Genomic DNA, 1,337 nt, shown 5'->3' with positions numbered 1-1,337 from the left:
GTGCTGAAGTGGTCAAGCTGGAAGGTGAGGCCTGGCTGGCACCCATTGTTACCCGCCTGCGTGAGCAGGGAATCCCTTCCTGCGTCCATCTTGGCCTGACACCACAGTCAGTGCATGTGCTGGGCGGCTACAAAGTGCAGGGAAGGGATGAAGCCCGCGCCAATGCCATGATTGAGGCTGCCGTCGGGCTGGAAGAGGCTGGCGCCGCCATTCTGGTGCTGGAGTGCGTACCTTCGGCGCTGGCCCGGGAAATCACCCGTGCAGTGAATATTCCGGTCATTGGTATCGGTGCCGGTGCTGACACGGACGGTCAGGTATTGGTGATATACGACATGCTCAATATGACCGCCGGACGCAAACCCAAATTCGTGAAAAGCTTTATGGCGGCAGGTGGCTCTGCCCAGGATGCTGTCGCTGCCTATGTTAAAGAAGTCAAGAACGGCACATTCCCGGGTCCGGAACACGGATTTGAATAAACGGAAAGTATCCATCATGCAAACTGTACACTCTATTGCTGAAGTTCAGGATATCGTTGGCGCCCGTAAATCTGCAGGGTTGCGCATTGGCTTTGTCCCGACCATGGGGAACCTGCACGGCGGGCACCTGACCCTGGTGGAGAAAGCCAAAGAAAGCTGCGACTTTGTGGTGGTCAGTATTTATGTCAACCCTTTGCAGTTTGGCCCTAACGAGGACTATGACTCCTATCCACGAACCATGGAGCAGGACCAGCAGCTGCTGATGGATCACGGTGTTGATTTGCTCTACGCCGCCAGCACCCATGAAATCTATCCGGAAGGTAGTGAAAACCACACCCATGTGAGCGTCGATATCCTTGATGGTATGCACTGCGGCAGTAGTCGGCCCGGTTTCTTCCGGGGCATTGCCACGGTGGTCACCAAACTGTTCAATATTGTACGCCCGGATATCGCGGTATTTGGCGAGAAAGATTTCCAGCAGCTGACCATCATTCGCAAAATGGTGCAAGACATGGTGATGCCGGTTGATATTCTCGGCGCCCCGATTGCCCGTGAGCCAACCGGCCTGGCCATGAGTTCACGTAACGGGTATCTGACACCGGAAGAGCGGGGAGAGATAGCACCAGCCCTTTATCGCTGTCTGACTGAAACCAGAGAAGCTATTCAGGCTGGCGAAACCGACTTTGACCTGCTGCGCAGAAATGCGTTTGCCAAAATGGCCCAGGCCGGCTTCAAGCCGGATTACTTTAATATCTGCAATCCACAAACACTGCTGCCCGCAACCCATGATGAACAGTCACTGGTCATTCTTGCGGCTGGCTATTTGGGTAAAGCCCGACTGATTGATAATATTTACTTCAA

At 54.2% G+C, this 1,337-nt stretch carries 2 protein-coding genes; both read left to right on the top strand.

What is annotated here, in order from left to right; genetic code table 11:
- A partial coding sequence (locus tag KDK13_RS10535; protein ID WP_257284935.1) for a 3-methyl-2-oxobutanoate hydroxymethyltransferase occupies positions 1–476 on the top strand: 476 nt, incomplete at its 5' end.
- Positions 477–492: 16 nt separating this feature from the next.
- The coding region (gene panC, locus KDK13_RS10530) for a pantoate--beta-alanine ligase (protein WP_257284934.1) at positions 493–1,337 on the top strand (845 nt) is incomplete at its 3' end.

The sequence above is a fragment of the Endozoicomonas sp. SESOKO1 genome (genome assembly GCF_024606265.1).
GTDB lineage: Bacteria > Pseudomonadota > Gammaproteobacteria > Pseudomonadales > Endozoicomonadaceae > Endozoicomonas.
The sequence above is the reverse complement of the archived record's forward strand: the minus strand, read 5'-3'. Positions and strand labels throughout refer to the sequence as shown.